The sequence below is a fragment of the Agrobacterium sp. GW821-FHT14E08 genome (assembly GCF_058803865.1).
In genome coordinates, this window is record NZ_JBXAPJ010000004.1 from 243531 (window position 1) to 265858 (window position 22328).

Annotated in this window: 21 protein-coding genes; 15 read left to right on the forward strand and 6 right to left on the reverse strand. The window is 59.5% G+C overall.

Features of this window, described 5'->3' with window-relative positions:
• Positions 1-14: 14 nt before the first annotated feature.
• The 6 genes from AC1ROR_RS17345 (at position 15) to AC1ROR_RS17370 (ending at position 6942) form a co-directional block, all read left to right on the forward strand.
• Complete coding sequence (locus tag AC1ROR_RS17345; protein WP_003505665.1) at positions 15-719, forward strand: amino acid ABC transporter permease; 705 nt, start codon at positions 15-17, stop codon at positions 717-719.
• Positions 716-1375 (forward strand): amino acid ABC transporter permease, encoded by a 660-nt coding sequence (locus AC1ROR_RS17350; RefSeq protein ID WP_003521700.1) that lies wholly within the window; start codon positions 716-718, stop codon positions 1373-1375. The genes AC1ROR_RS17345 and AC1ROR_RS17350 overlap by 4 nt, the downstream gene beginning before the upstream one ends.
• Complete coding sequence (locus tag AC1ROR_RS17355; protein ID WP_003521699.1) at positions 1356-2087, forward strand: amino acid ABC transporter ATP-binding protein; 732 nt, start codon at positions 1356-1358, stop codon at positions 2085-2087. The genes AC1ROR_RS17350 and AC1ROR_RS17355 overlap by 20 nt, the downstream gene beginning before the upstream one ends.
• Positions 2088-2110: 23 nt before the next feature.
• A complete protein-coding gene (locus AC1ROR_RS17360; protein ID WP_498590175.1) occupies positions 2111-3046 on the forward strand; it encodes a 2-hydroxyacid dehydrogenase in 936 nt (311 codons plus the stop codon).
• Between the two features lie 231 nt (positions 3047-3277).
• The gene (locus tag AC1ROR_RS17365; protein WP_498590176.1) at positions 3278-5452 is read left to right on the forward strand and encodes a putative bifunctional diguanylate cyclase/phosphodiesterase; all 2175 of its coding nucleotides are present in this window, start codon (positions 3278-3280) and stop codon (positions 5450-5452) included.
• Positions 5453-5895: 443 nt separating this feature from the next.
• The gene (locus AC1ROR_RS17370) at positions 5896-6942 is read left to right on the forward strand and encodes a porin (RefSeq protein ID WP_035224934.1); all 1047 of its coding nucleotides are present in this window, start codon (positions 5896-5898) and stop codon (positions 6940-6942) included.
• A 242-nt stretch (positions 6943-7184) separates the two neighbouring features.
• Here the strand turns inward: AC1ROR_RS17370 and AC1ROR_RS17375 are convergent, their stop codons facing one another.
• The gene (locus AC1ROR_RS17375) at positions 7185-8672 is read right to left on the reverse strand and encodes an amidohydrolase family protein (RefSeq protein ID WP_498590177.1); all 1488 of its coding nucleotides are present in this window, start codon (positions 8670-8672) and stop codon (positions 7185-7187) included.
• 167 nt (positions 8673-8839) lie between these two features.
• Between AC1ROR_RS17375 and AC1ROR_RS17380 the strand changes: the two genes are divergently transcribed.
• The 7 genes from AC1ROR_RS17380 (at position 8840) to AC1ROR_RS17410 (ending at position 17292) form a co-directional block, all read left to right on the forward strand.
• Positions 8840-10405 carry an ABC transporter substrate-binding protein gene (locus tag AC1ROR_RS17380; protein ID WP_142174560.1) on the forward strand — a complete coding sequence of 522 codons (1566 nt, stop codon included), beginning with the start codon at positions 8840-8842 and terminating at the stop codon, positions 10403-10405.
• Positions 10406-10664: 259 nt separating this feature from the next.
• On the forward strand, positions 10665-11633 hold the full coding sequence (locus AC1ROR_RS17385; protein WP_003499543.1) for an ABC transporter permease: 969 nt from the start codon (positions 10665-10667) through the stop codon (positions 11631-11633).
• A gap of 18 nt (positions 11634-11651) precedes the next feature.
• Positions 11652-12602 (forward strand): ABC transporter permease, encoded by a 951-nt coding sequence (locus AC1ROR_RS17390; protein ID WP_035224938.1) that lies wholly within the window; start codon positions 11652-11654, stop codon positions 12600-12602.
• A gap of 5 nt (positions 12603-12607) precedes the next feature.
• Positions 12608-13801, forward strand: a complete 1194-nt coding sequence (locus AC1ROR_RS17395) for an amidohydrolase family protein (protein ID WP_080840133.1) — start codon at positions 12608-12610, stop codon at positions 13799-13801.
• On the forward strand, positions 13801-15294 hold the full coding sequence (locus tag AC1ROR_RS17400) for an amidohydrolase family protein (RefSeq protein WP_498590178.1): 1494 nt from the start codon (positions 13801-13803) through the stop codon (positions 15292-15294). Before AC1ROR_RS17395 ends, AC1ROR_RS17400 begins: the two co-directional genes overlap by 1 nt.
• Entirely contained in the window at positions 15287-16270 is a 984-nt protein-coding gene (locus AC1ROR_RS17405; protein ID WP_035224943.1) for an ABC transporter ATP-binding protein, read from the forward strand. Before AC1ROR_RS17400 ends, AC1ROR_RS17405 begins: the two co-directional genes overlap by 8 nt.
• The gene (locus tag AC1ROR_RS17410) at positions 16267-17292 is read left to right on the forward strand and encodes an ABC transporter ATP-binding protein (RefSeq protein WP_080840135.1); all 1026 of its coding nucleotides are present in this window, start codon (positions 16267-16269) and stop codon (positions 17290-17292) included. The genes AC1ROR_RS17405 and AC1ROR_RS17410 overlap by 4 nt, the downstream gene beginning before the upstream one ends.
• Positions 17293-17300: 8 nt before the next feature.
• On the opposite strand, the gene AC1ROR_RS17415 is transcribed toward AC1ROR_RS17410, so the two are convergent.
• Positions 17301-17978, reverse strand: a complete 678-nt coding sequence (locus tag AC1ROR_RS17415) for a GntR family transcriptional regulator (protein ID WP_003499554.1) — start codon at positions 17976-17978, stop codon at positions 17301-17303.
• Between the two features lie 130 nt (positions 17979-18108).
• Between AC1ROR_RS17415 and AC1ROR_RS17420 the strand changes: the two genes are divergently transcribed.
• Together AC1ROR_RS17420 and AC1ROR_RS17425 are read left to right on the forward strand one after the other, a co-directional pair.
• Entirely contained in the window at positions 18109-18738 is a 630-nt protein-coding gene (locus tag AC1ROR_RS17420) for a flavin reductase family protein (RefSeq protein ID WP_035224946.1), read from the forward strand.
• Between the two features lie 22 nt (positions 18739-18760).
• Entirely contained in the window at positions 18761-19477 is a 717-nt protein-coding gene (locus AC1ROR_RS17425) for an aspartate/glutamate racemase family protein (RefSeq protein WP_498590179.1), read from the forward strand.
• 49 nt (positions 19478-19526) lie between these two features.
• On the opposite strand, the gene AC1ROR_RS17430 is transcribed toward AC1ROR_RS17425, so the two are convergent.
• The 4 genes from AC1ROR_RS17430 to AC1ROR_RS17445 all read right to left on the reverse strand — a co-directional run bounded on the left by AC1ROR_RS17430 (position 19527) and on the right by AC1ROR_RS17445 (position 22180).
• Positions 19527-20033: a DUF992 domain-containing protein gene (locus AC1ROR_RS17430; protein WP_498590180.1), complete on the reverse strand. Its 507-nt coding sequence runs from the start codon at positions 20031-20033 to the stop codon at positions 19527-19529.
• Positions 20030-20377 carry a BON domain-containing protein gene (locus tag AC1ROR_RS17435; protein WP_498590181.1) on the reverse strand — a complete coding sequence of 116 codons (348 nt, stop codon included), beginning with the start codon at positions 20375-20377 and terminating at the stop codon, positions 20030-20032. Before AC1ROR_RS17435 ends, AC1ROR_RS17430 begins: the two co-directional genes overlap by 4 nt.
• A gap of 6 nt (positions 20378-20383) precedes the next feature.
• A complete protein-coding gene (locus AC1ROR_RS17440) occupies positions 20384-20563 on the reverse strand; it encodes a CsbD family protein (protein WP_080840145.1) in 180 nt (59 codons plus the stop codon).
• 138 nt (positions 20564-20701) lie between these two features.
• The gene (locus AC1ROR_RS17445) at positions 20702-22180 is read right to left on the reverse strand and encodes a PAS domain S-box protein (protein WP_498590182.1); all 1479 of its coding nucleotides are present in this window, start codon (positions 22178-22180) and stop codon (positions 20702-20704) included.
• Between the last annotated feature and the right edge of the window lie 148 nt (positions 22181-22328).

The following is a 22328-nucleotide window of genomic DNA, read 5'->3' on the forward strand; positions in this document are numbered from 1 at the left end:
CAACGGAGTGACGCATGTCCTATACATTCCAATTCGGCGCACTCGCCCAGTATCAGAACGAGATTCTGAACGGCATATGGCTGACGATCAAGCTGTCTGTCCTGTCCATCGTGCTCGGCTGCGCTTTCGGCATTCTTTTGGCCTCGCTGCGGTCCATCAATGGCGGCATCGTCCGCATCATCGTGGACGGTTATGTGGAAGTCATCCGCAATACGCCGTTTCTCGTACAGCTCTTCATTGTCTATTTCGGCCTGCCGGGCCTCGGCTTCAGGGTAGGGGCGGACACGGCGGCGCTGATCGGCATGACGATCAACCTCGCCGCCTATTCGACGGAGATCATCCGCGCCGGCATCGAGGCGGTGCACAAGTCGCAGATCGAGGCGGGCGAGGCGCTCGGCTTTACCAAGTACCAGATTTATCGCCACGTCATTATCGTGCCTGCCATCGCCAAGGTCTATCCCTCGCTGTGCAGCCAGTTCGTGCTGATGATGCTGGCATCGAGCATATGTTCGGCCATTTCCACCCATGAGCTTGCGGCCGCCGCTGCCTTCGTGGAATCGCAGACCTATCGCTCCTTCGAGGTCTATATCGTCGTCACGCTCATCTATCTTGCGCTGGCGCTCAGCCTGCGGCTCATCCTTGCCCTTGTTGGCATGTGGCTGTTCGGCCGCCGCGTTGCCCGCAAGACGATGACCGCCATGCCGGAGGTGCAGTCATGACTCTTCGAACTTTCGGCTGGAACGAATTCGGCTTCCTGCTGACCGCCCTGCAATGGACCGTGCTTCTGACGATCATTGCGCTTATCGGCGGCGGCATCGTCGGCTTCTTCGTGGCGCTCGCCCGCACCTCGAATTTCAAGGCGCTACGCATTGCCGCCGGCACCTATATCCAGGTGATCCAGGGCATTCCGGTGCTGATGATCCTGTTCCTGTCCTATTACGGCCTCAGCCTTGCCGGGCTGGAACTGCCACCGCTCTTTGCCGCCGGCGCCTCGATGACGATCTATACATCGGGTTACCTCGCGGAAATCTGGCGCGGCTGCATCCAGGCGGTGCCGAAGCAGCAATGGGAAGCGTCGGAATCGCTGGCGCTGACCCGCGCCCAGCAATATCGCTACGTCATTCTGCCGCAGGCGATCCGCATTTCGCTACCGCCGACCGTCGGTTTCGCCGTTCAGGTCGTCAAGAATACGTCCATCGCATCAATCATCGGTTTCGTCGAACTGGCGAGAGCGGGGCAGCTCATCAACAATGCCACGTTCCAGCCGTTCCGCGTCTTCGTCGCCGTGGCCGTGCTTTATTTCATCGTCTGCTACCCGTTGTCCCAGCTGTCGCGTTGGCTGGAAAGGAGGCTTCATGCCGGAAGTAATCGTTGAAAACGTTCACAAGAGCTTTGGCGCTCTGGAAGTCCTCAAAGGCGTGTCGCTGACGGTCGGCCGCGGTGAAGTCTTCGCCCTCATCGGCCGGTCGGGTTCGGGCAAAAGCACGCTGCTGCGCTGCATGAACGGGCTGGAGAAGATCAATTCCGGCCGTATCGAAATCGCCGGTCATGCGATTGGCGAAGATGCCAAGGCGTTGCGCAAGCTGCGTACCGATGTCGGCATCGTGTTCCAGAGCTACAATCTCTTTCCGCATCTGACGGTCGGCGAAAACATCATGCTCGCGCCGCGCATCGTCAAGGACGTGGCGAAATCGGAAACCAAGGATATTGCCCGCGAAGTTCTGCAACTCGTCGGCCTTTCGGAGAAATTCGATTCCTATCCGGACCAGCTTTCCGGCGGACAGCAGCAGCGCGTGGCGATTGCCCGCTCGCTCGCCATGCGGCCGAAGGTGATGCTGTTCGACGAAGTGACCTCGGCGCTCGACCCTGAATTGACCGAGGAAGTGCTGACCGTGATGGAAAACCTCGCCAAAGACGGCATGACCATGATCCTTGTCACCCATGAAATGGCCTTCGCGCGCCGCGTGGCGACCGAAACCATCTTCATGCACAAGGGCAAGATCTGGGAGCAGGGCCGTTCTTCCGAACTCTTCGCCAACCCGCAAACGCCGGAACTCCGGCAATTCGTCAAGGCCGATGTGAAGTAGTTCACCGGCGCAAAGGAAACTTCATGACCACTGAAATCGTGCAATTGTGCCCGCTCATCCCGGCACTGGAAGAAGAACTCGCGCAGCGCTTCACCGTGCATCGCCTGTTCGAGGCTGCTGACAAGGCGGCGTTCCTTGCTGACAAGGGTGCTTCAATCCGCGGCGTCGTCACCGGCGGCCATATCGGCCTGCCGGCGGATATTGGTGCCGCACTTCCCAATCTTGAAATTGTCGCCATCAACGGCGTCGGTTTCGACAAGGTGGATCTGACTGACGCCAAGCGACGCGGTTTCCGCGTCTCCAATACGCCTGACGTGCTGACAGCCGATGTCGCCGACCTCGCGCTCGGCCTCGTTCTGGCACAGGCGCGCAAGCTGCCGCAGGCCGACCAGCATGTGCGCACCGGCCAATGGCTGAAGGGTGATATGGGGCTTTCCACCCGCGTCGCCGGCCGCCGTTACGGCATATTCGGCCTCGGCCGCATCGGCCAGGCAATCGCAAAGCGGCTTGAAGGTTTCGATGCGCGTATTTCCTACACCGCCAGAAACCGCCGCGATGTTGCCTATGATTATTACGACAGCATCGAGGCGCTGGCCGCCAATTGCGATGTGCTGATCATCGCCGCCGCCGCCACCGCCGAAACACGCCATATCGTCAATGCGGATGTGTTGAAGGCACTCGGTCCCCAGGGTGTGCTCGTCAACGTGGCGCGTGGTTCGCTGGTGGATGAGAAGGCGCTGGTCGAAGCTCTTTCGAACGGCACGATCGGCGGCGCGGCGCTCGATGTCTTCGAAGACGAGCCGCGTGTGCCGGAAGCACTTTTCGCCTTCGACAACGTCACGCTCGCCCCGCATGTCGGCAGCGGCACACACCAGACGCGGCGCGCCATGGCTGATCTCGTTCTTGCCAATCTTGACGCGCATTTCGCCGGCAAGGACCTGCCGACGCCGGTGGTGTGACGGCAAGAAATTCATGCCTCTGGTCTGACGGCGCGGCTCATGTCGCGCCGTTTTTCTTCCGGCGGTCGTCGGCTTGCGAGCGGGGCCGCAAAAGGCCAGACGTATTCCTCGTAATCTCCTCCCACCGTTCATATTTATATAATATGTATAATCCTACTATTCTGCTTCCTTATAAAGCGATGAGGCGGAGAGGTGCGTTCCAAAGGCCCGAAGACACCCGTGCAGAACCGGATGTCGCGAAAGAAGCGCGACGCGAGCCCTTCCGCTCCTCCTGAAACCGCCAGAACCGCCAACCCCTCCGACCGGCACACGCTCTTGGAAGCGATGATCGATCATGTGCCGGATTTCATCTATGCCAAGGATCTGGAGGGGCGTTTCCTTTTTGCCAACCGTGCGATCGTTACCGAGAATGGTTTCGAGACGGTCGAAGAGCTGATCGGGTTGACCGATTCCGATATTCATGGCGATGCGGCGCGGCTTGCCGGCATTCCCGATACCGAGGCGCGGGTGATGCGCACTGGAGAGCCCGATCTCGGTTATGAGGAACGCGCCATGCGCGGTGATATCGACCGCTGGCTGATGATGTCGCGCGTGCCCCTAAAGGACAAGGCTGGCAAGATCATCGGCGTGGTTGGCGCTTCCCGCGATATAACCCAGAAAAAAGCCTCGGAAAGACTGCTTCAGGCGCAGGCGCGCATTCTCGAAATGATCGTCGCTGCGGCGCGTATCGAGGATTTTCTCGAGGAATTCGTCAAGGCGATCGAAAATCTCGCCACCGGGCTGGCCTGCGCGGTGCGGGTATTCGATGCGGCGGCGGGTGAGCCCTCCGTCTATGCCTCGCCGGCGCTCGCGCCTCATCAAGACCTGACGGCACATATTTCCACCGTCGACGATCCCGGTGATCTCGACTGTCCGGCGGATCATATTGCTTTCAGTTTCGATATTCCCGCCAGCGAAGGCATGGCCCACGGTTTTGTGTGGTGCATGCTGGCCGCCCGCAAGCCGGATGCGGCCCTCGTGGAATTTATCGGTGCCGCTGCGCGCATGGCGGGCCTGGCAATCGACCGCAAGCGGGCGGCGGAGCATATCGCCTTTCTGGCCGATCACGACATGCTGACCCGGCTGCCCAACCGGCGCTTTCTGGATACGAGACTGCCGGAAATATTGGCCGCGGCCGCAAAGGCAAACCGAAGGGTTGGCATCGGCTTTCTCGATCTCGATAATTTCAAGCAGATCAACGACACGCTGGGCCACAGCATTGGCGATGCTCTCTTGTCCAGAACCGCCGAGCGTATCGCGCGCAGCCTCAAGCGTAACGATCTTGTGCTGCGGGTGGGCGGCGATGAATTCGTCATCATTCTGGAAAAGCAGAAGGACGATTTCGAAAGCCGGCTACAGCGCATCCGGGCGACGGTCTCGCAGCCGCTGCGCATCGGCAATTACGATATCAAGGTCACATGCAGCATCGGCATGGCGTTCTTCCCGGAGCATGGGGAAACCACGGCGGAAATCGTCGCGGCAGCCGATCTTGCCATGTATGAGGCCAAACATAATGGTCGCGATGGCATCGCCACCTTCACGCCGCGCATGGCGGATGATCTGCGCAAGAAATTCACCCGCATAGAGGAATTGCGCAAGGCGGTGGAGAGGGATGAGTTCGTCTTGCATTTCCAGCCGCAGGTCCATCTTCAGACCGGTTGCATCAGCGGTGTGGAGGCGCTGGTGCGCTGGCAGCATCCCTCAGAAGGTCTGCTGGGACCTGCGGAATTCATCGGTCTTGCGGAAGAAACCGGCCTCATCGTGGAGCTGGGGGAAACCATTCTGAGAAAAGCCTGCCGGCAGGCGCAGGCCTGGGCGGCTGTGGGCCTCTCACCCGTGAAGATGGCAGTCAATATTTCGCCGAGGCAGTTCCAGAGCGGGCTTGTCGAGCAGATCAGATCGGCGCTGACGGAAACCGGCCTTGCACCATCCCTCCTGGAAATCGAAATCACCGAGACGCTCATCATTCAGGATGTGGAAACATCTGTCAGGATCATGCGCGCCATCAAGCAGATGGGTGTCAGCCTCGCGCTGGATGATTTTGGCATTGGCTATTCCTGCCTCGGCATGCTCAAGACCTTCCCCTTGTCCTGCATGAAGATTGACCGCTCGTTCCTCACCCATCTGCCGGAAAAAACCAAGGACAGCGCCATCGTCTCCATCATGATCCAGCTTGCCGGGTCTCTCGATATCGATGTCATTGCCGAGGGTGTGGAAACGGCTGAACAGGCGGCATTTCTGCGCACCGCCGGCTGTCCCTATGGGCAGGGTTATTATTTCAGCCGGCCGGTGCAGGCGGACGTGATCGGTGACATGCTGGGAAACATGACGAGGTTTCTCACGGGATTGTCCAGCGACTCGATATAGGCTCTGCGCGGCGATCTTTGTCCTGACAGTGTTGAACTGATCCGGCGATGCCCATGCTGGTATCTGCCGCCTTGCGCCGTCTCCATTACGGCAAACTCCAATCGTCTGTGCACGGATCCCTGCGAAGGCCATGTCTTTTGTTCTTCCGTTTTGTATTGCAATATTGTCATAAATTTTTCATATAAGCCCACATTATATAAGTAATAAATAATGTTATTTAGAATTAAATCATAAAACTATTATAGTTTAAAATACTTATTTGTTGTAATTTTACTACGTAATTGGATTGCTTGCTTTTATTGTATTTTGATTTTGCCGATTTGAATTGCGAGTCTCCGGTTGTTTCTGTCATTTGCTGAATCAGCGCAGGGAAGCGGGCGGCAGGGAAAGACCAGCCCTCAAATTTGCGCATTCGTTGAAAAATTTTTGACTGGAGATTAAAAATGAACATCAAGAGCCTTCTTATCGGCTCCGCTGCCGCTCTCGCAGCAGTATCCGGCGCACAGGCCGCTGACGCTATCGTCGCTGCCGAGCCCGAGCCCATGGAATATGTTCGCGTTTGCGACGCTTTCGGCACCGGCTTCTTCTACATCCCCGGCACCGAAACCTGCCTGAAGTTTCAGGGTTATGTCCGTTTCCAGACCGACTTCGGTCGTGACAAGACCGGCACCTCTGACTGGGATTCGTTCACACGCGCCCAGTTTGAAATTGACACCCGCACCGATACCGACCTCGGTGCCCTGCGTGGCTTCATTGGCCTCCGTGGCAATGCTGACACGGGTTCTGCCGCTGCGTCCACCACGTCTGGCTCGGGCGACAAGGGTTCTGCAGTTTTCGTTGACCAGGCTTTCATCGAACTCGGCGGCCTGAAGGTTGGTAAGTTCTACAGCTGGTGGGACGATAGCCTCTCTGGCGAAACGGACGAACTGGCTTCCAACGCTCTGTTCAACTCCATTCGTTACACCTACGACGCCGGTTCCTTCTGGGCAGGCGCTTCGGTTGACGAACTCGAAGGCATCTCCGTTGGCTCTTACAACGAGCGCGACAACAATATCGGTGTTGCTCTCGGCGCTGGTGCAAAGTTCGACAGCGTAACCCTGCAGCTCATCGGCGGCTACGACACCGATCGCGAAAACGGCTCCGTCCGCCTGATCGCAACGGCTGGCGTTGGTCCGGGCACGCTTGGACTGTCCGGTGTTTGGGCCTCCGGCGCAAACGCTTATTACAATGTCTCCGAGTGGGCAGTTGCTGCGGAATACGCCATCAAGGCTACCGACAAGCTTAAGATCACCCCCGGTTTCCAGTACTACGGCAGCTACGGCCTCGTTTCCTGGGATGAGTTCTCCAATAACGACGCCTGGAAGGCTGGTCTGACTGTTGATTACAAGATCACGGACGGCCTCACCACGAAGCTCACCGCCAACTACCTCGACGTCGACAACAAGCCTGAGGCTTGGACCGGCTTCGTTCGCCTGCAGCGTTCGTTCTAATACTGCACATAAGAAAAAAGCATAAACCTGGTTAGATGACTCAGATCCACCCCGTTTTCGAACGGGTGAGTGCTAGCTCCAGTCAAAGTTCCTGACATGAAGTCAGGTTTGCTCCCCGGACCCCTCCAGGCCGGGGAGTTTTTATTGTCGTGAGGGATTGCGCGCGGTTTTGTCGACAATGTCATTGCGGCCATCTGCAAGCGTGGATGCATTGCAGCGCTTGATGGTCCTGTTTGGCCAGATTACCGACCGAACGCCGGATCGGGCGGCAGGGGCGGGTGGACCGGTTCTTCGAAGGTCCGCAACAGGCGTCCCCAACCCGGATCGTGCATATGCGCTTCAAGACCGGCGCGGGCGGCGAGGGCCAGTGCTTCTTCCTGCCCGAAGGAGATGGCCGCATCGACATCCGTTGTCAGAACGCGGCCGTTTTCCATCAGCATTTTGCCATCGACGAAAACGGTATCGACATCGCTCCCCAACACCTGATGCACCAGACGGTGCACAGGCATCCACATCGGCATCAGATGCGGTCTACGCATGTCGATGATGGCGATATCGGCCTTTTTGCCGATTTCCAGCGAACCGATTTCATCCTCCATGCCGATGGCGTGGGCGGCGTCGATGGTGATCATTTCGAATATCTTGCCGGGTGGCAGCAGGTAACGATCGTGATTGTGCAGCAGGTGCTGCGTGAATTGCGCCATGCGGGCGGTCTGCAGCATGTCGAAGTGGCGGCTGGGTGCGGCGCCGTCGGTGGTGATGGCGACGCGGATGCCCTTGGACATCATTTCCATGATCGGCGTCGCGCGGCCCGGCGGTGCATGGGTTACGCGCGTGCCGGTTTCGGCCAGAATGTCGATCTCGTCATGCGAGATGCCCCAGCAATGCTGAAGGTGGATATCGGGGCCAAGCAGCGCATTTTCCTTGTCCTGAAACGCCATGCGGATCTGTCCCGCAAATGCGTCCGAATGCAGCCGGACGCCCATTTTGCGGGCGGTCTCACGTATCCGGCGCGCCTGCATGCGGTCATTATCCGTCAGTTTCACCGCCTGATCGGGGCTTGAAGCGTTGGAGGGCTCGACAGAAGGAACGATGGTGAAGGGTGTCAGGAAGACGCTGATGCGTCCATCAGCCGTTCCGTTGAGGGCCTCGATCGTGGCTTCGCTGCCTTCGATCATCTCCTCGAAGCTGATGTTGCGGCGCTCCGGAGAGCCGCTTTCCCATCGGGTTACCGGGTGCGGCCAGGGCAGGCCGGAAGGTCCCACACAGATGATTTCGCGAATCCCGATCTCGTCATAGGCGCGGGCGTGGTTGATGGCAAAGACGGGGTCGTCGGCGCGTGGCATGGAGGTGATGATGCTGGCGCCGGTGGTGACACCGGCGCGCAGCCGCTCGATACCGGAGACAAGGCCGTCCGCATACCAATAGTCGCGCGTGACATAATGGTAATAGGTCGGCGTCACCACCTTCATCCACATCGCATTGGTGTCGGCGGCAATGCTGCGGATCAAGGCGTGCCCGGCATGGCCATGGGCATCGATGAGGCCGGGAATGATCAGTTTTCCCCGACAATCTATCACCTGCTTGTCGGTATGGCGTGGCGCCAGTTCCTCCGCCGTGCCGATGTCGACGATCCGGTCGTCCTTTATGGCAAGGCCGCAATCCTCGATGATGCGTCGCTCACGGTCCACGGTCACCATCGTGCCGTGCAACAGCAGAAAATTCCCCATTTAGCCTTCCTCCCTTGTATTAGCAGCTGGTATTCAGGATGCGTCGATTTTGGATACGATAATTGTCAACAATATTATTGACAATAAGGCGGAGCGAAACAATACTCCGCCTTGTCCGGCCGGTAGGTCAGCCGGCACTTCAACGATTTATAAAAAGGGGGGATCAAATGTCCCGAATGAGAAGTTTTGTCCTGGCCGCTCTGGCGGCGGCCGCCATTGCCGTTCCCGCAAGCGCGGAAACCCTGCGTTGGGCCGGCCGCGCCGACCTTTATTCGCTCGATCCATATTCGGTGCCGTCCACCTCCAACCTCGCCTTTCTCAATCATATCTATGAGGGGCTTGTCCGTTACGGACCCGACTTCAAGATCGAGCCGGCTCTTGCGACGGAATGGAAGCTTGTTGATGGAAAGACATGGCGTTTCACCCTGCGCAAGGGTGTGAAATTCCATGATGGCGCTGATTTCACCGCTGACGATGTCGTCGCGTCCTTCACGCGCGCCTCGGATGCCACTTCGCCGCTGCGCGGCAATATTCCGGTTTTTGCGGGCGTGAAGAAGGTCGATGATTATACCGTCGATCTCGACGTCACCGCACCCACCTCGCTCTTCCTCAACGACATCACCAATATCTTCATCTTCAACGCCAAGTGGCTGAAGGATAACAATAGCGAGAAGCCGACCGATTTCGCCTCCAAGGTCGATGGCTATACGACGATGCACACCAACGGCACCGGACCCTTCAAGCTTGAAAGTCGCGTGCCCGATAGCAAGACGGTTCTTGTCGCCAATGAGGCCTGGTGGGATCAGAAAAAACACAATCTCGACCGCATCGAATTCGTGCCGATCGCCTCTGCGGCCACCCGTGTCGCGGCTTTGCTCTCCGGTGAAATCGACCTGATCGATTCCGCACCGATCCAGGATTTGCCGCGGCTTGAATCCTCGCCCAATATCACGGTGAAGAAGCGCACCGAACTGCGCACGCTGTTCATCGGCTTCAACCGCCGCGAAAAGCTCGAGGACGGCAAGCCGAACCCCTTTAACGATCTTCGTGTTCGCCAGGCATTCGAACTGTCGATCGATCGCGATCTCATCAACAAGAAGGTCATGCGTGGCCTTGCAAGGCCGTCCGGCTCGCTCATCGCGCCTGAAATTTCGGGTTATGCCAAGTCGCTCGATACATTCCAGCCCGCCGATCCGGCGCAGTCGCAGAAGCTTCTTGCCGATGCCGGCATGAAGAACCTCGCTTTCACCTATACCTGCATGAATGACGAGAGCATCAACGAGGAAGATATCTGCTCCGGCGTCGCCAACATGCTGAAGCGTGGCGGTTTCCAGCCGACGATCGACATCGCTCCCCGCTCCGTGCAGTCTCCGAAGCGTAATGGCGGCAAGGCGGATGTCTTCAACCTCAGCTGGGCGAACGAACCGACGCTCGATGCCTTCTCCTTCCTGTCGCAGATCCTCTCCACCCGAAAGGGCGCAATGGGTGTCTCCAACTATGGCAGCTGGTCGAACCCTGAGATCGACAAGCTGGTGGACCAGGCAGCGCAGGAGCAGGACAATACCAAACGTCTTGCCCTTGAAGAGGCGGCCTTGAAAATCGCCAAGGACGAGGCGATGCTTGTGCCGCTGCACCAGCAGCCGATTGCATGGGCGATGCTTGGCAAGGTGAAGAGCGTCGATTTCCGCGCCGACAACAAGCCGCGCCACTGGCTGACGCAACTCGACAAATAATCCGGAACTCTGAAAGGCGTTCGGCATCGCGCCGAACGCCTTTTGGGCCATCCGGGGCAGCCTTCGTCACTTGCGGGCATATTGGGCAAAGAGCGATGCGGCTCGTCGCCGCTGGAGATTTGCCAGCCTGATCGGCGATCAGCTGCCGATATTATTGTCGACAATGCGGCAGGCGTAAACGACCTGTGCCCCGTCTCTGGAAAAGAATGGTCGAACCTGGCTGGCATCATGTCCATGGGTTCGCATCCGAGAGGTAACAATGCTGGTTTTCATCATCAAGCGTATGGGAAATGCCATTCTGGTCATGCTTTCCGTCGCGCTTATTGCATTTCTCATTTTCAGGCTGGCGGGAGATCCTGTCGAGCTGATGGTGGGGGAGCAGACCTCGCAGGAAGATCGCGCTGCTTTGCGTGAGCGGCTCGGCCTCAACGACAGTCTGCCCACGCAATATCTGCGGTTTGTCAAAGACGCTGCCCAGGGCAATTTCGGCGTTTCCTATCGCAACGGCCAGCAGGTGCTGCCGCTGATAGCGGAAAGGTTTCCGGCAACGCTGGAGCTTGTTCTGGTGGCCACCGTCCTTTCGCTCGTCGTTGGCCTGCCGCTTGGGGTGCTGACGGCGATCCGGCGTGGAAAGTGGTATACGGAGGGCCTGCAATTCCTGTCGATTGTCGGCGTCTCACTGCCGAGCTTCGTTGTCGGCATTCTGCTTATCCTCGTCTTTTCGGTGTCGCTTGGCTGGGCGCCGGCCTTCGGCCGAGGGGATGTCGTGCAGCTCGGCTGGTGGTCCACGGGCCTGCTTACCTCGTCGGGGCGTGCGGCGCTCATTCTGCCTGCCATTGCGCTCTCGCTTTACCAGATCACGCTGGTCATGCGTCTGGTGCGCGCCGAAATGCTGGAGGTGCTGCGGTCCGATTTCGTCAAGTTCGCCCGTGCCCGCGGCATTCCCCGCTGGCGCATCTATTTCCGCCACGCGCTGCGCAACTGTCTGATGCCTGTCGTGACGCTGACGACGATGAATGTCGGTTCGCTCATCGCCTTTGCGCTCATCACCGAGACGGTGTTTCAGTGGCCGGGCATGGGCATGCTGTTCATACAGGCGGTGACATTTCTCGATATCCCCGTCATGGCGGCCTATCTCTGCATCATTTCCTTCATCTTCGTTGTCCTCAACACGTTCGTCGACATTGCCTATGCGGTGATCGATCCGCGTCTGCGCACCGCGCGCTAACCGAAGGGAGCCGGTTTCATGGCCACAGACCTTCCGCAAACGGCAAAACCTGCCCGCCCGTCGCTTATCAAGCGCATACGCAACAGCGATCTCTACTGGTCGTTCAGCCACAGCAGATCGGCGAAGATCAGCGCGCTGATCCTGGCTATCCTCATCCTTGCCGCCATTTTCGCGCCGCTGATCGCACCGCAGAACCCCTATGACGGCGCTTCGCTCGACATGTGGAAGGCCGAACTGCCGCCGGTGTGGCAGGAGGGTGGGGAATGGCCCTATCTGCTCGGCACGGATACGCAGGGGCGCGACATGCTATCCGCCATCCTTTACGGCACGCGCATATCCATCGTCATCGGTGTCGCCTCCGTGGCGCTGTCTCTGGTCATCGGCATGACAGCCGGTCTGGTTGCCGGATATTTCGGCGGTTTTTCCGATAATCTCCTGATGCGCATCGGCGATATCACGCTTTCCATCCCGACAATTCTGGTGGCCATCCTCGTCTCCACGGTCGTCAGGCAGATGCTGCCGGACAGTCTTCGAGAGGTGGGCGCATCCGCCGTGCTCATTCTCGCCATCGCGCTTTCCGCCTGGGTGCAATATGCGCGCACCGTGCGTGCCCAGGCGATTGTGGAGACCGGCAAGGATTATGTGCAGGCGGCCAAGCTCATCGGCGTTCCCGCGCGCCGCATCATGGCCAACCATATTCTGCCCAATACGCTGACGCCGATCATGGTTGCCGCCACGCTGAATTTCGGCATGGCGATCCTGACTGAGGCGACCCTGTCGTTCCTCGGCATCGGCATGCCGCCCAGCCAGCCGTCGCTTGGAACACTGATCCGCATCGGTAACCAGTTCCTGTTTTCCGGCTCCTGGTGGATCGTGTTGTTTCCCGTTTTCCAGCTCTGCCTGCTCGTCGTCACCGTCAACCTTCTGGGTGACTGGCTGCGCGATGCGCTCAATCCGAAACTGAGGTGAGTTCCATGCACGATCTTCTGCTCCGCAACATCAGGCCCATGGCGGGCGACACCTGCGACATCATGATAAGGCAGGGAAAGATTGCCGGTTTCGGAAAATTCGAGGCCGAACCCGGCATGCCGGTCGAGGATGGCAACGGCGCAATCCTCGCGCCCGGCCTCATCGATGCCCACACCCATCTCGACAAGACGACCTGGGGCATGCCCTGGCATGAGAATAACCGTGCCGCAATCCTGCGCGGGCGGATCGATTTCGAGCGCGAAAACCGCAGCCAGATCGGCATCGATCCGCACCGCCAGTCCATGCGCCACGCCATCGGTCTTGCCGCAAACGGCGGCACGCATATTCGCAGCCACGTGGATATCGATCCGACCCATGGCCTGAAGCTTGTCGAAGGCATATGGGAAACGCGCGAGAAGCTGAAAGGCATCATCGACATCGAGGTCGTTGCCTTCCCGCAGTCCGGCGTCATGGTCATGCCCGGCACGGTGGAACTGCTGGATGAGGCGCTGAAACAGGGCTGTGAAGTCCTCGGCGGCATCGATCCCTGCGGCATCGATCGCGATCCGAAAGGCCAGCTCGATATCCTCTTTGAACTCGCGGTCAGGCACGGCGTGCCGATCGACATTCATCTGCATGAGGCTGCCGATCTCGGCGCCTTCACGATGGAGCTGATTTTCGAGCGCATCCGCGCCAACGGCATGGAAGGCAAGGTCGCCATCAGCCACGCCTTTGCGCTCGGCATGAATGACTATCTCCGGGTCGGCAAGCTGATCGATGAGATCGCCCGGCTCGATGTGGCGATCCTGACGACCGGCGCGCCCTCGGCAAATGTACCGTCTATCATGCGCCTGAAGGAAGCCGGTGTGCGTGTCGGCGGCGGTTGTGACGGCATTCGCGATACCTGGGGTCCCTGGGGTCAGCCGGATATGCTCGACCGTGCCAAGATCATCGGCATGAAGAACGGCTTGCGCTCGGATATCGAGCTTGCCCATGTCCTGCATGTCGTCTCGCAGGGCGGTGCCGATGTCATGGGCCTCAAGGATTACGGCCTTGACGTTGGCTGCGCCGCCGATTTCACGCTGCTGACCGGCGAGACATTGGCCCATGCCGTTGTCGATATTGCCCCAAGACCGCTGGTCGTAAAGGGCGGACGAGTAACCGCCAGAGGCGGCAAGGCCGTGGTGGAGGCACCATGATGAGCGAACCGCTTCAGTCCCTTTCGCTCGGTGAACGTCCCTCCGGTCGCACGCTGCTCACCGCCAGTTGGGTGGTCGGCCACAAGGACGGGTCTCACCGGCTGCTGAAAAACGGCGAGGTCGTGTTCGAGAACGGCGAAATCCTTTTCGTCGGGCATGGCTTTCCCGGCGAGGTTGCTCGCCGCGTCGATTTCGGCAATGCCCTGATCAGCCCCGGCCTGATCGACCTCGATGCCCTTTCCGATCTCGACACGACCATTTTGGGCATCGACAATCACCCCGGCTGGGCGAAGGGCCGTGTCTGGCCGCGCTCCTATGTCGAGGCCGGTCCCTACGAGATGTATTCCGGGGAGGAGCTTGCCTTCCAGAAGCGTTTCGCCTTCGGCCAGCTTCTCCTCAACGGCATCACCACGGCGGCACCTATTGCCTCGCTGTTTTATCGTGAATGGGGAGAAACAGTCGCCGAATTGGAAGCCGCAGCCGATGCCGCCGGCGAACTTGGCCTGCGGGTCTATCTCAGCCCCGCCTTCCGCTCCGGCGGCATGGTGCTGGAAGAGCCGGGACGCATGGTGCCGGTCTTCGATGAGGAGCGCGGCCTTCAGGGGCTGAAGGAGGCGGTGTCGTTCATCGAGAGGCAGGCCGGAAGGCACGGCGACCTCGTGCGCGGTATGCTGGCACCTGATCGTGTCGAAACATCCACGCTCGCGCTGATGCAGAGAACCGATGCCGCCGCCCGTGATCTTGGCTGCAAGTTCCGCCTGCACATGGCGCAGGGCACCATGGAAGTGGACACGGTCCGCAAGCTGCATGGCTCGACCGCGCCGGTGTGGCTCGCCAGGGCCGGCCTCTTGAGCGACCGCCTTATCGCGCCGCACGCCACCAATGTGACGCAGGAAGATCTGGCGCTCTACGCGGAAAACGGCGTGTCGATTGTTCACTGTCCGCTGGTGTCGGCTAGAAGCGGCAGCACGTTGTCGTCCTTCTCCGCCTGCCGGCAGCTTGGAATAAACATTGCGATGGGCACCGATACGGCGCCCGCCGACATGCTGATGAACCTGCTGGTCGGTCTCATCACCTGCCGTATCAATGATGGCGCGCCCGACAGGGTCCGCTCAGCCGATCTGTTCGACGCCGCCACACTCGGCGGCGCGCGGGCACTGGGTCGCTCCGATCTCGGGCATCTTTCCAAGGGTGCCCGCGCCGATATCGCCGTCTTCGATCTCGATGACACGGTCATGGCGCCGAGCGTCGATCCGATCACGACTGTTGTCACCGGCGGTTCGGGCAAGATCACGCGTGCGGTCTTCGTCGATGGCCGTCTCTCCATGCGGGAGAGAGAGGTCGCGAATATCGATATGGCGCGCGCCCGCATTCAGGCGCAGGCGCAGTTCGATGGGCTGATTGCAAAATATCCCGAGCGAAGCTGGGCCAATCCGCCCGTTTCGGAAATCTTCCCCCCGAGCTACCCGGTGGAGGTGAACGCCAATGGATGACATGAACCAGTCGGTTATCGATGTCCGCAATCTGAAAGTCGAGTTTCCCGGCCGCCGGGGAACGGTGACGGCACTTTCGGACATCAGCCTTTCCATCCGCCCCGGTGAAATCCTGGGTGTGGTGGGGGAATCCGGTGCCGGAAAATCCATGACCGGCCTTGCGATACAGGGCCTGCTCGAAAAACCGGGCCGTATTGCCGATGGCGAAATCTGGCTCGGCTCGCGCCGCATCGACAAACTCGACGACAGGGCGATGGAAAGCATCCGCGGCCGGGAAATCGGCGCGATCTTTCAGGATCCGCTGACCTCGCTCAATCCGCTGTTCACGGTTGGTGCGCAGCTGGTGGAGACGATCCGGCAGCATCTGCCGCTCTCGAAAAAAGATGCGCAGGCGCGTGCGGTCCAGCTTTTGCGGGATGTCGGCATTCCGTCTCCGGCAGACCGCATCGATCATTATCCGCATCAATTCTCCGGCGGCATGCGCCAACGCGTCGTCATCGCACTCGCACTTGCGGCGTCGCCGAAACTGATCATCGCCGACGAACCGACGACGGCGCTTGACGTGTCGATCCAGGCGCAGATCATTTCGCTGCTGCGCAAGCTCTGCAAGGAAAAGCAGACGGCTGTGATGCTGGTCACGCATGATATGGGCGTCATCGCCGAGGCGGCTGACCGCGTTGCCGTGCTTTATGCCGGCAGGTTGATCGAGGTTGGTCCGGTCGAACAGGTTCTGCATGCGCCGAAGCACCCCTATACGCAGGGCCTGATGGCCTCCATTCCCTCGCTTGGCGCGCGGGTGGAACGGCTCAACCAGATCGACGGCGCCATGCCGCGTCTCGACGCCATCCCGCCCGGCTGCGCCTTCAATCCGCGCTGCGGATTTTCAGGGCCGCGCTGTCTTCGCGAGCGGCCGGAACTGGAAGCGGCGGGCGATGGCGCCAGCGCCTGCTGGATGAATGCAGGAGGTACAGCATGAAAACGTCCGTGGTTAAAACGCCCGCACAAAAAACGCCGGCATTGACGGTCAAGGGTCTCACCAAGACCTTCGATGTCTCTGCGCCGTGGCTCAACCGGGTCATCGAACGGAAGCCCCGGCAATTCGTGCAGGCGGTGAACGACATCGATTTTACGGTGCCGGCTGGCGGCTGTCTCAGCATCGTCGGGGAAAGCGGCTGCGGCAAATCGACGGTTGCCCGGCTGGTGACCGGGTTGTTCCGCCCAAGCGCCGGTGATTTCCGCTTCGCCAGGGGCCGCAAGGATACGCCGCTTTCGGCGCAGATGATCTTTCAGGATCCCTATGCCTCGCTTAATCCGCGCTGGCGGGTGAAGAACATCATCGCCGAGCCTATCCGTGAACTGAAACTGCGCGCGACCCGTGCAGAGACCATGGAACGTGTGGAAGAGCTGCTGCGCACCGTCGGCCTTTCGGCTTCGGACGGCGAAAAGTTTCCGCATGAATTTTCAGGCGGCCAGCGCCAGCGCATCTCGATTGCCCGCGCTCTGGCGAGCGAGCCGGAGTTTCTGGTCTGCGACGAGCCGACATCCGCGCTCGACGTTTCGGTGCAGGCGCAGGTGCTGAACCTGATGCGTCGCCTTCAGGACGAGCTGGGGCTGACCTATCTGTTCATCAGCCATGATATGAGCGTCGTTCGCCACATGTCGGATCGTATTGCGGTCATGTATCTCGGCCGCATCGTGGAGGAGGGCGATACGGAAGAGCTGTTCGCCCGCCCGCGCCACCCCTATACCCAGCTTCTGCTGCAGACCATTCCCAATATCGACGCGCCGCGCCGCGACCGGGAACTGGTTGCCGGTGAAGTCCCAAGCCCGCTCAAGCCGCCATCCGGCTGCACGTTTCATCCGCGTTGTCCGCTTGCGACGGCGCGCTGTTCGGCGGAGGTGCCGCAGGTGCGCACGCTTGCCGGCGGCACACGCGTCGCATGCCATCTGGTGGAAGAGCAGGAAGAACGGGTGGTAGCGGCACGGGAACTCGTCTGACCGGAGGGTCAGGCGAGTGCGGCGCGCAGATCGTGGGAAAGGTCGCGGATTTCGCTAAGATCGAGCTCCGCTTCGACATGTTCCAGGTGATGGGTCATCAGATGTATGGCTTTTGCCGGATCGTTGTTGGCAATCGCGTCGACGATTTCCGCATGCTCGTCCGGTCCACAATTGAAGCGGTCGGTATTGCGGTAAACGGCGGTGATGAGGGAGGAACGCGAAATGAGGTCGCGCATGGTGGTGAACAGGAAATCGGAACCCAGCGTTTCCGCAAGCAGCAGGTGGAAGCCGCCGGAAAGCTTGATGATATCCGTGGTGATGTTGTGAGCATTGGCGACGCGCTCCTTGGCCACATGGTCGCGAAGCCGCTTCAGATCGGCCTTGGTGGCGGATCTGCACAGGCGTTCGACGACACATTGCTCCACGGTGCGGCGCACGAAGAACACGTCTCGCGCCTCTTCGACCGATGGTTTCGAAACGAAGGCGCCGCGATTGGGGACGATGGTGACGAGACCGTCGCGCTCCAGCACCGAGAGCGCCTGACGGATACGCGCGCGGCTGACGTTGAAAATCGTCGCCAGCTGCTCCTCTTTGAGCTGCACGCCCGGGCGCAGCCGTCGCTCAGCGATCGACAGCCAGACTTTCTCGACAATTTGCTGCGTGGACTGGCCGTTCTGCTCGGTCATTTGTTTCGCTCTCCATTAGGGTTAGAGAAGCGTGATGCCGCCGAAAAAGTCAACTGTTTCAACAGGGTTTTGGTTGCATAATTGTCAACAATATGAAACAATATTGTATACTATAAATAGGGCGACTGTCATGGAATTCGACTTCACCACGCTTGAGCCGCAGAGCCGTTATCGGCTGCTGACGAATTTTATCGGTCCCCGGCCGATAGCGCTTGTCACGACGCGCTCGGCAGCGGGCCACAACAACGCGGCACCGATGAGCTTTTTCAATGTTTTCTCCCATGATCCGCCCATCGTCGTTCTGGGTATCCAGCCGCGTCTGAATGGCGAGGAGAAGGATACGATGGCCAATATTCGCCGCACCGGCGAGTTTGTCGTCAACATGGTCGATATGACCATCTCCGAACATATGCTCGTCTGCGGTCTCGGTTTTGACAGCGAGGTCGACGAGCTTTCCATGGCGAAGCTGACGCCTGCGCCCTGCAGCAAGATCGATGCGAGCTTTGCGGCGGAATCGCCCTGCGCCTTCGAATGCCGCGTCGAGCGTGTGATCGATTACCCGCGCCGCGCGCTGGTTCTGGGGGAGGTCGTGCATATGCATGTCCACAGGGACTGCCTCGACAGGGAGGGGCATTATGTCGATCCGGACCGATACCAGCCGATTGCGCGCCTCCATGCCGACAATTACATCACCTCGGATCGCCAGTTTGTCCTGAAGGCGCCACCGATGACCGACTTCATCAAGCCAGATGGCAAATGAGCGTCCTGAAAGGCGAGCCCGAATGCATATTCGTCTGATCAACCCGAACTCAACCGCCTCCATGACGGCGCAGGCGCTGGACAGCGCCATGCGTGTCAAACAGGCGCACACGACGATCTCAGCGACAAATCCCCTCGATACGCCCGTCAGCATTGAAGGCGGGGCCGATGAGGCGCTGGCCGTTCCCGGCATGCTGGAGGAAATCCGCAAGGGCGAGCGTCTGGGCGTAGATGCCTATGTCATTGCCTGCTTTGACGATCCCGGCCTGCATGCTGCCCGCGAAGTGGCGCGCGGACCCGTCATCGGCATCTGCCAGGCAGCCATTCAGGTGGCCATGACCATCAGCCGCCGTTTTTCCATCATCACGACGCTGCCGCGTTCCATTCCGATTATCGAAGACCTCGTCGACAATTATGGCGCTCAGCGTCACTGCCGCCGGGTCCGGGCCATCAATCTGCCGGTGCTCGGTCTCGAGGAGGATCCGCATGCCGCAGAGGCGATGCTGATCCGCGAAATCGAAGCGGCCAAAAAAGAGGATGCGGCCGAGGCCATCATCCTTGGATGCGCCGGCATGTCGGCGCTGTGCGACAGGCTGCGCGAGGCAACGGGCGTTCCGGTGATCGATGGTGTCGCGGCCGCCGTCAAGCTCGCGGAGGCATTGGTGGGCGCTGGTTACAGCACCTCAAAGGTCAATGCCTATGATTATCCGCGCATCAAGGAAACCAAACTTGTGGCCTGACTGAGTCGCGGTTTCGGGAAGACCCGAAACCGCGCATCGGGGAGAGAGTTTAGCGAACGTGCTTCAGTTGCAGGCGTGAGACGCCGGCTGCAACGTTCACGCCCGTACCGACTTCGGCGCTGATGGGCTGAAGTGCGAAGTTCTTGGCGTTACCGCCGATGAGCGCGTTGGCGCCGACACCCACGCCAACGGAAGCTCCGGCGGAAGCGCCGACATAGTCACCGCTCAGCGAACCGTCACCTATACGGCTGGCGGCGGTGTTGAGCACGATCCAGCTCATGTAGGTCTTACCCGTCACGCCGATATCGAGGCCGAGCTTGCCGATATTGCCGGTATAGCGCTCGGTCTTGCCGGAGCGCTGACGGAACTGGCAGTCCACGCTCTTGCTGGAGCCGACAACAAGGCCAACGCCGCCGGCGATTTCGCAGGACAGGGTGCCCACGCGTTCCTTCTGTGCGGTCTCTGTCGCGCGTTTGGAGTTATGTTTTGTTTCGGCGGAAGCGATTGGCGCGAGCGCAAGCGTTGCAATCGCGGTTGCAAGAACGAATTTCTTCATGGTGTATCACTCCTGTTGTTGGTCACGAGATGAATGCGTGGGGAAGACGCATTCAGGTAAGTTCGCGTTTGCTGACGGATCGCCAGATCGGCGATGATCGGCCGCGACGCGAAACATTCTGCGATGATGACCGCTCGTTCGAAGGCGGAAAGAGTTTCAACCTCACCGGTAAGGATGATGCGCCCATCCGAAGATGTGACGGATATGCAGCTGTTTTCCTGCCCATCTGCATAAGTAATCAGAGCCTGCAGCGCGGCGCACAGGCTGACTTCCTGCGGATTGAAACCCGTCGCCGTGTATGCGTCGCCTGAGAGCATCATCGTGAAACCTCCTGCCTTGAACATTTGGGATCACTTGAATGTTTTGGTGACGGCGTCTTTTGCCTTGCCAAGTTTCTCCTGTGCCTGGCCGGCAATCTTTTCAGCCTTTCCTTCCGCCTGAAGTTTCTCGTTGCCGGTTATCTTGCCGGTGGCTTCCTTGATGGTGCCCTTTGCCTGGCGGGCAATTCCGTCGATCCGGTTCTTATCCATAACGAACTCCTTCCATCGTTAGATGCTGCCGCTGTTGATAACGGCATGATGGAAAGGTAGTCCGGCGCAGGCGCCTTTAGCAGGGCATTAGCTACTAGTTGAACTGGTACAAAATGACCTATTTTCACTCGATCAGGCTTATTTTCCCTTGCGCCCGGCAAAGCCGCGCTCACGCGCCCAGATGACGGCGGCGGTGCGGCGGTTCACGCCGATCTTGCCGTAAAGCGATGCAATATGGTTTCGGATCGTGTGTTTGGAAAGGTGAAGCCTTTCGCTCATCTCCTTGTCGCTGCAACCGTCACAGATCAGCGACAGGATTTCTTCCTCGCGATCCGTCAGGTCCTTCAGCGAGGCGGACGGCGTTGCCCTGCTTGCGTTCTGCCGCAGTCCCGCCAGCCTCTCGACAACAGTGCGGCTGAACCAGGAGGTATCGGTCATCACGCTTTCGATCGCTTCGATGAGTTCGTTCTCCGACCGTCTCCTTTCGGTCACATCCTGTATCGCCCAGATGACGCATTGCTGGTCGTTGATTTCGGCGCGCTCGGCGGAAACGACGCATTCGGCGGCATCACCATCGCTCAGCTTCATGCGCATGTTTTCGTTGCGAATCGGGATATTGTCCCGCAGCCGCTTTTCCAGATCCCGGCGGGCCGAAACGTCCTCCCAGAGCCGCAATTCGCTTGCCGTCTTGCCCACCACCTCTGCTTCCGTGCGCCCGCATAATTGCAGGAAGGCGTCATTGACTTCGGTCAGCACGAAATCCTCCAGCCTCGAGACGGCGGCCGGTGCCGGTGACAGGCGAAATGACTTGAAGAACCGCTCCTCGCTCTGGCGCAGCGCATTCTGGGCTTTGCGGCGTCCATCAAGATCGGCGAAAGTGAAGAGCATGCAGGGCTCTTCGGCAACTGCGATCGTCTCGCCCGCAACGATGACCAGCCGGTCGCCGCCCTGTATCGGAATGAGCGCTTCCCGCTGGCGGATGACCCTGCCTTCATGCAGCCTCTTCAGTGCGTCTTCACCGGTATCGCAAGCGGAAAACAGTCCAAGTTCCTCGACACTGATGCCGATGATTTCCTCGCGGGTAAAGCCCGTCATTTCAAGGAATCCCTGATTGACGCGGATGAATCGCTCATCCTCCAGACGGCAGATCAGGCCGGGGGCGGGATTGGCATTAAAGGCGCTCTCAAATCGTGCCTCCGCTTCGAAGCGCGGCGTCTCGTCGCGAATGATCAGAACCAGAACATCCGGCTTGGCGCCGGCATCTTCCAGAATAAGTCCGCGAACCGTGTGCACCCAGCTTTCCGCCTCATCACCGCTTGGCAATACTTCCACCGTCACCTCGTCGAAAGTCTCGCCGGCCAAGAGCCGCTCCAGCGGATATTGTCCTTCACCGAGCAGATGATTGTTGCGATAGCGGAGCGTGAATCTGCGCCTGTAATCGACAGCGTTCTCGCCCAGGTCCGACAGGGCCTCAATGCGATGCATTTCAAGCGCCGCCCTGTTCGCCCAGGCGATCGTCCCGTCATTCTCGAGCAGGATAAGCCCGTCGCTCAGCCCGGCTATGAGGTTTTGGAGCACCAGCCTGTTGATCTTGGGAATGTTTACGCTGTCGTCCATGTCGCCCCCGGCATTCTGTTGGTTTGCGCACGTTATAACGCGCGGTTTCGGCAAGTGTTGCGTTGGGCGGTAGTGGAAGGGAAATGTGTTCGGGTCAGCAATGCGGCAGAGCCATGCTTTTCCTGCCCTCAAAAAACGCTGCGTGCCC

Excerpts from the sequence above, each read along its gene's own strand:
- AC1ROR_RS17385 (WP_003499543.1), top strand. The coding sequence starts at position 10,665 with ATGCTGGTTTTCATCATCAAGCGTATGGGAAATGCCATTCTGGTCATG.
- AC1ROR_RS17410 (WP_080840135.1), top strand. The coding sequence starts at position 16,267 with ATGAAAACGTCCGTGGTTAAAACGCCCGCACAAAAAACGCCGGCATTG.
- AC1ROR_RS17400 (WP_498590178.1), top strand. The coding sequence starts at position 13,801 with ATGAGCGAACCGCTTCAGTCCCTTTCGCTCGGTGAACGTCCCTCCGGT.
- AC1ROR_RS17435 (WP_498590181.1), bottom strand. The coding sequence starts at position 20,377 with ATGTTCAAGGCAGGAGGTTTCACGATGATGCTCTCAGGCGACGCATAC.
- AC1ROR_RS17390 (WP_035224938.1), top strand. The coding sequence starts at position 11,652 with ATGGCCACAGACCTTCCGCAAACGGCAAAACCTGCCCGCCCGTCGCTT.
- AC1ROR_RS17430 (WP_498590180.1), bottom strand. The coding sequence starts at position 20,033 with ATGAAGAAATTCGTTCTTGCAACCGCGATTGCAACGCTTGCGCTCGCG.
- AC1ROR_RS17445 (WP_498590182.1), bottom strand. The coding sequence starts at position 22,180 with ATGGACGACAGCGTAAACATTCCCAAGATCAACAGGCTGGTGCTCCAA.
- AC1ROR_RS17350 (WP_003521700.1), top strand. The coding sequence starts at position 716 with ATGACTCTTCGAACTTTCGGCTGGAACGAATTCGGCTTCCTGCTGACC.
- AC1ROR_RS17415 (WP_003499554.1), bottom strand. The coding sequence starts at position 17,978 with ATGACCGAGCAGAACGGCCAGTCCACGCAGCAAATTGTCGAGAAAGTC.
- AC1ROR_RS17360 (WP_498590175.1), top strand. The coding sequence starts at position 2,111 with ATGACCACTGAAATCGTGCAATTGTGCCCGCTCATCCCGGCACTGGAA.
- AC1ROR_RS17395 (WP_080840133.1), top strand. The coding sequence starts at position 12,608 with ATGCACGATCTTCTGCTCCGCAACATCAGGCCCATGGCGGGCGACACC.
- AC1ROR_RS17370 (WP_035224934.1), top strand. The coding sequence starts at position 5,896 with ATGAACATCAAGAGCCTTCTTATCGGCTCCGCTGCCGCTCTCGCAGCA.
- AC1ROR_RS17355 (WP_003521699.1), top strand. The coding sequence starts at position 1,356 with ATGCCGGAAGTAATCGTTGAAAACGTTCACAAGAGCTTTGGCGCTCTG.
- AC1ROR_RS17440 (WP_080840145.1), bottom strand. The coding sequence starts at position 20,563 with ATGGATAAGAACCGGATCGACGGAATTGCCCGCCAGGCAAAGGGCACC.
- AC1ROR_RS17380 (WP_142174560.1), top strand. The coding sequence starts at position 8,840 with ATGTCCCGAATGAGAAGTTTTGTCCTGGCCGCTCTGGCGGCGGCCGCC.
- AC1ROR_RS17420 (WP_035224946.1), top strand. The coding sequence starts at position 18,109 with ATGGAATTCGACTTCACCACGCTTGAGCCGCAGAGCCGTTATCGGCTG.
- AC1ROR_RS17375 (WP_498590177.1), bottom strand. The coding sequence starts at position 8,672 with ATGGGGAATTTTCTGCTGTTGCACGGCACGATGGTGACCGTGGACCGT.
- AC1ROR_RS17405 (WP_035224943.1), top strand. The coding sequence starts at position 15,287 with ATGGATGACATGAACCAGTCGGTTATCGATGTCCGCAATCTGAAAGTC.
- AC1ROR_RS17425 (WP_498590179.1), top strand. The coding sequence starts at position 18,761 with ATGCATATTCGTCTGATCAACCCGAACTCAACCGCCTCCATGACGGCG.
- AC1ROR_RS17365 (WP_498590176.1), top strand. The coding sequence starts at position 3,278 with ATGTCGCGAAAGAAGCGCGACGCGAGCCCTTCCGCTCCTCCTGAAACC.
- AC1ROR_RS17345 (WP_003505665.1), top strand. The coding sequence starts at position 15 with ATGTCCTATACATTCCAATTCGGCGCACTCGCCCAGTATCAGAACGAG.